Annotated in this window: 8 protein-coding genes; 7 read left to right on the top strand and 1 reads right to left on the bottom strand. The window is 61.5% G+C overall.

The features are described from left to right. From QZ638_RS21570 to QZ638_RS21545, 6 genes are all read left to right on the top strand, one after another. The coding region (locus tag QZ638_RS21570) for a phage BR0599 family protein (RefSeq protein WP_295814357.1) at positions 1 to 660 on the top strand (660 nt) is incomplete at its 5' end. Between the two features lie 102 nt (positions 661 to 762). Further along, on the top strand, positions 763 to 1,047 hold the full coding sequence (locus tag QZ638_RS21565; protein WP_223022616.1) for an acyl carrier protein: 285 nt from the start codon (positions 763 to 765) through the stop codon (positions 1,045 to 1,047). A 36-nt stretch (positions 1,048 to 1,083) separates the two neighbouring features. After that, on the top strand, positions 1,084 to 2,271 hold the full coding sequence (locus tag QZ638_RS21560; protein ID WP_295814351.1) for a beta-ketoacyl-ACP synthase: 1,188 nt from the start codon (positions 1,084 to 1,086) through the stop codon (positions 2,269 to 2,271). A 38-nt stretch (positions 2,272 to 2,309) separates the two neighbouring features. Beyond that, the gene (locus tag QZ638_RS21555) at positions 2,310 to 3,578 is read left to right on the top strand and encodes a beta-ketoacyl-ACP synthase (protein ID WP_295814348.1); all 1,269 of its coding nucleotides are present in this window, start codon (positions 2,310 to 2,312) and stop codon (positions 3,576 to 3,578) included. A 39-nt stretch (positions 3,579 to 3,617) separates the two neighbouring features. Continuing rightward, positions 3,618 to 4,646: a zinc-binding dehydrogenase gene (locus QZ638_RS21550; protein ID WP_295814346.1), complete on the top strand. Its 1,029-nt coding sequence runs from the start codon at positions 3,618 to 3,620 to the stop codon at positions 4,644 to 4,646. Between the two features lie 9 nt (positions 4,647 to 4,655). After that, entirely contained in the window at positions 4,656 to 5,576 is a 921-nt protein-coding gene (locus QZ638_RS21545; RefSeq protein WP_295814344.1) for a lipid A biosynthesis lauroyl acyltransferase, read from the top strand. A 24-nt stretch (positions 5,577 to 5,600) separates the two neighbouring features. On the opposite strand, the gene QZ638_RS21540 is transcribed toward QZ638_RS21545, so the two are convergent. After that, the gene (locus QZ638_RS21540) at positions 5,601 to 6,032 is read right to left on the bottom strand and encodes a L,D-transpeptidase (protein ID WP_295814342.1); all 432 of its coding nucleotides are present in this window, start codon (positions 6,030 to 6,032) and stop codon (positions 5,601 to 5,603) included. Positions 6,033 to 6,222: 190 nt separating this feature from the next. Between QZ638_RS21540 and QZ638_RS21535 the strand changes: the two genes are divergently transcribed. After that, the coding region (locus tag QZ638_RS21535) for a M20/M25/M40 family metallo-hydrolase (RefSeq protein ID WP_295814340.1) at positions 6,223 to 6,741 on the top strand (519 nt) is incomplete at its 3' end.

The following is a 6,741-nucleotide window of genomic DNA, read 5'->3' as shown; positions in this document are numbered from 1 at the left end:
GATCTCGACGATCCCGGCTATCGCGGCAACGGCACGGTTGCCGCGCTCACCGGCACCTCGGCATTCAGAGCGTCGGGCCTCAACGCCTTTGCCGACGGCTGGTTCTCCGCCGGGCGGCTGCAATGGACGAGCGGCGCCAACGCCGGGCTGGCCGTCGAGGTGAAGCGTCACCGCAAAGACGGCGCAAGCGTCGCGTTCGATCTCTGGCAGGCCATGCCGCACGCCATCGCGCCGGGCAATGGCGATCCGGCGAACTTCGATATCGAGAAATGCGGCACCCAGCGTAATCTTTCCGAGCGTGGCCGCCTGCAGGCGCGGCGGATAGGCGCGCTAATCCAGGCGCGCGCCGCACCCGTCGAACAGGTGCTGACGAGCCGCTATTGCCGCGCTCGCGATACCGCCACCCAGGCTTTCGGTTCCGGTTCGGTTGAGCCGTTTCCCGCGCTCGATCTGCCGGCGGACAAGGAAGCCTTGGACGCGCAGAAGACGCAAATCCTGGAGCGAATCAACAGCTACACCGGCTCGGGAAACCTCATTATGATCACACATCTGGAGATCATCCAGGCACTGATCGGCGGGTCCGCCCGGGAGGGCGAAGCCATTATTTTGTCACGCGGAGGCGACAACCTGCACGCCTCCGCGCGCATCAAATTCAACTGATCGCGCCATCAGCAGGATCTATAGCCCCTTTTCCTACCGGCAAAAACCGATTAGAGACCCCACGATCATCCGACTGTAAAAAGAATCTCCCCAGACTGAGGGTTGCACGTGACGACATTCGACAAGGTTGCCGACATCATCGCTGAAACCAGCGAGATCGACCGCGAGAAAATCACCCCTGAAAGCCACACCATCGACGATCTGGGCATCGACAGCCTGGACTTCCTCGACATCGTGTTTGCCATCGACAAGGAATTCGGCATCAAGGTTCCGCTTGAGAAATGGACCCAGGAAGTCAATGACGGCAAGGTCTCGACGGAGGAATATTTCGTCATGAAGAACCTTTGCGCCAAGATCGACGACCTCGTGGCCGCCAAGGCCGGTTGATCGTTTCCCGCCCCCGCAATCGTTGGAGAGGATGACATGAGCCCGCGCGACGTAGTGATCACCGGCATGGGCATCGTTTCCTCGCTCGGCGAAGGCGCGGATGCGCACTGGCAGGCGCTGACCGCGAAGACGCCGGCGCCCGTGCTCGACCGGCAGCGCTTCGCGCCCTACGCCATCCACCCGCTCCCCGAAATCGAGTGGGGCCAGCAGATTCCGCGCCGCGGCGATCAGCGGCAGATGGAGACATGGCAGCGCCTCGGCACCTATGCCGCCGGCCTCGCGCTCGACGATGCCGGACTGAAAGGCGACGAGTCGCTCTGCGCGTCGATGGACATGGTTGTGGCCGCCGGCGGCGGCGAGCGTGACGAGACGGTGGACGAAGCCATTCTCGCCGCCTCGCTCGAGCGCGCCGACCACGACATTCTTCTCAACGAGAAACTGACGACGGAGCTGCGCCCGACCCTATTTCTGGCGCAGCTTTCCAATCTGCTCGCAGGCAACATTTCCATCGTCCACAAGGTGACGGGCTCTTCGCGCACCTTCATGGGTGAGGAAGGTGCCGGCGTTTCGGCCATGGAAACCGCGGCGGCGCGCATTCGTGCCGGCCAGTCCTCCCATCTTCTCGTCGGCGGCGCATTCCAGACCGAGCATTCCGACATGCTTCTTGCCTACGAACTGGCAGGCTTCCTCCATCGTGACGACTGGAAACCGGTCTGGCAGCGTGCCGGTGCCGAGGGCGGCGGCGTGGTTACCGGTTCGGGCGCGGCCTTCCTGGTTCTGGAAACACGTGAACATGCCGAAAAACGCGGACGCACCGCCTACGCGGCGATGGGCCCGGTTGTTTCGCGCCGCAGCCGCCGCCGGAGCGAACCGCTTGCTCAGGGCATCGCCGAGATGCTCGACCGTCTTGCGCTGCCGCAGACACCGCTGTTGACCCTGTCGGGCGCGTCCGGCGCGCACGAAGCGACCGCAGCCGAACTCGAGGCGCTCGGCAGTTATGAAAATCTCGCGCTGCGTGGTTTTTCAACGCTGACCGGTCATATGAAGGAAGCACAATTTCCCTTCGCTGTGGCGCTCGCCGCCCTTGCCGTCCATCATGGCAGCCCCTATCCCGCATTTGACGAAACGCGTGAAGCTGCGTTCGACGGCAGCCTCGACGCTGTTCTGGCAACGGCGGTGGGATATCATCGCTATGAGGGAATGGGCCTCGTCACCAGGGCCTGAACCGACCGGCCCGGAGGATTTTTAGAGAAAGCGATCCCGTGAAAACGACCGACAGCTTTGGAAGACCCGTTATCGCCGTCACAGGAATGGGTGTCGTCACCTCTCTCGGACAGGGCCGAACGGAAAACTGGGATGCGCTGATCAACGGGCGCTCTGGCATTCATCCCATAACGCGTTTTCCCACCGATCATATGGCCACCACCATTTCCGGCATGGTCGATTTCCTGCCCTCGAGCACCGAGGGGGCGAGCGTTCACACCTATCAACTCGCAGACCTGGCAGCCGCGGAAGCGGTCGAGCAATCGGGCCTCCCGCAGGGTGACCTGGGCGGCCCGCTCTTTCTCGCTGCACCTCCGGTCGAACTCGACTGGCATCACCGCCTGGCGCTTTACGCCAGGTCGCAAACCCACAATGGCAACACGTCGCTGATCGAGGCTGCGCGCGAGGCGCATGCCATGGAGCTTTTCGAAGAAAGCCAGTTCGGCACCATCGCCGACCGGCTGGCGGAGCGCTATGGAACGCGCGGCCTGCCGATCACACTATCGACCGCCTGCGCCTCTGGCGCGACTGCGATCCAGCTTGGCACCGAGGCCATCCGCCGTGGCGAGTGCGACCGGGCGCTCGCCATCGGCTCGGACGGCTCGGCAACCGCTGAAGCGCTCATCCGCTTTTCGCTCCTCTCCGCGCTGACCACCCAGAACGATGTGCCAGAAAAGGCCTCGCGTCCCTTCTCGAAGGATCGCAGCGGTTTTGTTCTGGCTGAAGGTGCTGGCGCGCTGGTTCTGGAATCGCTTGAAAGTGCCCTTGCGCGCGGCGCCGACGTTCTCGGCATTATTCGTGGCTGCGGCGAAAAGGCCGACGATTTTCATCGCACCCGCTCCAAACCCGACGGATCGCCCGCCATTGGCGCTGTTCGTGCGGCGCTGTCGGATGCGGGCATGGCCGAGGACGAGATCGAATACATTAACGCGCATGGCACATCGACGCCCGAGAATGACAAAATGGAGCACCTGTCGCTGTCGACCGTGTTCGGCGACCGCATGAAAACCCTTCCCATCTCCTCCAACAAGTCGATGATCGGCCATACGCTTTCGGCCGCCGGCGCTGTGGAAGCCGTATTCTCCCTCATGACAATGCGCGAGGGCGTCATTCCACCCACCATCAATTACGACACGCCCGACCCGGCAATCGAACTCGACGTGGTGCCGAATGCGAAACGCCAAGCGCAGGTTTCCAGCGTTCTGTCGAATTCGTTCGGCTTCGGCGGACAAAACACCTGTCTTGTCATGACCAAGGAACCGGTCTAAGCGACCCGTTCAAATCGGCAGAAATCATGGGAAGATCTTATGCGCGCACTTCAACTCGTCGCCGACCGCAAGCTTGAAATTGTCGATCTTGCGCCGCCCCCCGCTCCTGGCCAGGGAGAGGTGACGCTGAAGATTCGCGCCGTCGCGCTCAATCACATCGACGTCTGGGGCTGGCGCGGCATGGCCTTTGCCAAACGCAAGATGCCGCTCGTGGTCGGTGCGGAAGCTTCCGGCGTCGTCGAGACCATCGGCCCCGGTGTCAGCGATCTCCTGCCCGGACAGCTTGTCTCCATCTACGGCGCGCGCACCTGCGGTCTCTGTCGCCCCTGCCGCGAAGGCCGCGATAATCTGTGCGAGCATGTCTCCGGGGTTCACGGTTTCCATCTCGACGGTTTTGCCCAGGAGAAGATCAATCTGCCTGCCCGCCTTCTCGTTCCCGCTCCGCCCGGTGTCGACGAGATCGGCGCGGCTGTCTCGCCCGTCACCTTCGGCACCGTCGAGCACATGCTGTTCGACAATGCCAGGCTCGAGCCCGGCGAGACGATCTTGATCCAGGCGGGCGGATCCGGCATCGGCACGGCGGCCATTCAGCTCGCCAAGAGCATGGGCTGTACCGTGATCACCACGGTCGGATCGGAAGACAAGATGGAAAAGGCCAAGGCGCTCGGAGCCGATCACGTCATCAATTACCGTGAAGACCGTTTCGAGGGTGTGGTCCGCAAACTGACGAGGAAGCGCGGCGTCGATGTGGTTTTCGAGCATGTGGGAGCCGACACCTGGGCGGGCTCGCTCCTGTCCATGAAGCGTGGTGGCCGTCTCGTGACCTGCGGCTCGACGTCCGGTGTCTCCACCAATATGAACCTGATGCAGCTCTTTCAGCAACAGCTCAAGATATTCGGCTCCTTCGGGTGCCGTATGGAGAACATGGCCAATGCCATGCAGAAAATGGCTGGCGGGCTCGTCTCGCCCGTGGTCGACACCGAGGTCGGCTTCGAGCAGATCGACAAGGCGCTGGCCCGGATGGAAGGCCGCGACGTGTTCGGCAAGATCATCCTGCGTGTGGACTGATCAGCGCCCATGAAGCGCTTCCTTCTCCTTCTTGGCAGGCGATTGAAATCGCTGGAATACTGGCTGACCGCCAAATTGGTGATCGGTGTGCTCGCGCTTCTGCGCCGTCTGCCCCCGGAAAAGGCACTCGATCTGGCAGATAAACTGGCCCGCGCCCTGGGCCCGAAGGTCGGCCGGCATCGGCTTGCTGTCGACAATCTGCGTCGCGCCTATCCCGAAAAGAGCGACGCCGAGATCGAAGCCGTGGCCCGCGACATGTGGGGAAACATGGCACGGCTTGCAGTCGAGTATGTATTTCTCGACAAGCTCTTCGATTTCGACCCCGAAGCCGAAACGCCCGGTCGTGTCGAGGTCGATGGTGTCGAAATATTCAAGCGATTGCGCGACGAAAAGGGCGTCCCACACATCTTCTTCACCGGGCATCTGGGCAATTTCGAGTTTTTGCCGATCGCCGCCGCTCGTTTCGATCTGGCCACCACATCGCTGTTTCGTCCGCCCAACAATCCTTATGTTGCCGACTACATTATGGAGACCCGGCGCGGCGCCATGGGCGGTCTCGTGCCCTCGCAGGCGGGCGCGGCGCTTCAACTCGCCCGCGTGCTGGACGATGGCGGCAATATCGGCGTTCTGGTGGATCAGAAGTTTCGCAAAGGTGTGAAGACGCGTTTCTTCGGCCGCGAATGCCGGACCAATCCGCTGCTCGCGAAGCTGGCGCGGCAATACGCTTGCGATGTCTATCCCGCGCGCTGCAAGCGTCTGCCGAATGGCCGATACCGCCTCATTGTCGAAGACAGGATCGCTCTTCCACGCCATTCGGACGGTACGATAGATATCGAAGCCACCGCCCAGATGCTCAACGACGTGGTCGAGCGCTGGGTGCGTGAAGATCCAGGCCAGTGGATGTGGTTTCACAAACGCTGGCAAATGTAGAGGAGCGGCTGCGCCCCTCTACGGTCAATCCGTGACGACGATCCGCGTGTTGCGGGGACCGATCTTCTTGACGAGTGCGTAGAGCCGCCTCGCGTTGGAAGTGTGCAGCCGCACGCAACCATGCGAAGCCGGACGGCCAAGTCTTGAGACGGCATTCGTTCCATGAATGGCATACCCGCCATAATAGAATATCGAATAAGGCATGGGCGACATGTTGTATTTGCGCGAATGCCACATCTTGTGCATGCGCTTCGGTCGCCACTGGCCGCGCGGAGTCACATAACCGCGGCGCGCGGTCGACACGCGCCAACGATGTAGAACACGCCCGCGATGCACCACCGTCATGGTCTGTTTTGATACGCTGACTTTAGCCACCAGGGTTGCGGCTATACCTTGAGCCACGCCGCCCGAAAGGATCAGACCGGCAATGGCCACAGCAAAGAAAAACCGTTTCATGAGCGCCCCCCGCTACATGTGTGAAGTTTCTACCTGCAGTGTTGAAGAAATTAGCTTCGATTCATGACCAAACCCCAAATTTCCTTGGTTAAATTCAACTATGCTCCCGTTGTGCGCGCAAGCACATCTTCTTCACAATCGCGTGCAAGCGACCTTGCCAAGCCGGCTTCATGTCGTTCTATTGCCTGCCATGAACGAACAGCTTGCCTCAGCCGTACGGCGTCGGAGTGAAGACCTCGTCGCTCTCACCGCAGACCTGATCCGCTTTCCCACGGTGAATCCTCCAGGAGACGCCTACACTCCCTGCTGCGAGTTCATCGCACGCCGCCTGAATGCGAACGGGTTTGCCACGCAGTTTGTCCGTGGCGTCGACGCGCCGGGCGATTCGGACCGTTATCCTCGGACCAATGTCATTGCGCGACGCGAGGGGCGCGGTCCTGGCGCGACCGTGCACTTCAATTCCCATATCGATGTGGTAGAGGCGGGCGAAGGCTGGACGGTTGATCCCTATGCTGCCGTTGTAAAAGACGGCAAGGTTTTCGGACGCGGTGCGTGCGATATGAAGGGCGGGCTTGCAGCGTCCATCGTCGCGGCGGAGGCGTTTATCGAAATCTATCCGGACTTCCCCGGAGCCATTGAAATATCCGGCACGGCCGATGAAGAATCGGGTGGCTATGGCGGTGTCGCTTATCTCGCGCGCGAAGGTTTT

This window comes from uncultured Nitratireductor sp. (assembly GCF_913053745.1).
In the GTDB taxonomy this organism is placed as follows: domain Bacteria; phylum Pseudomonadota; class Alphaproteobacteria; order Rhizobiales; family Rhizobiaceae; genus Nitratireductor.
The sequence above is the reverse complement of the archived record's forward strand: the minus strand, read 5'-3'. Positions and strand labels throughout refer to the sequence as shown.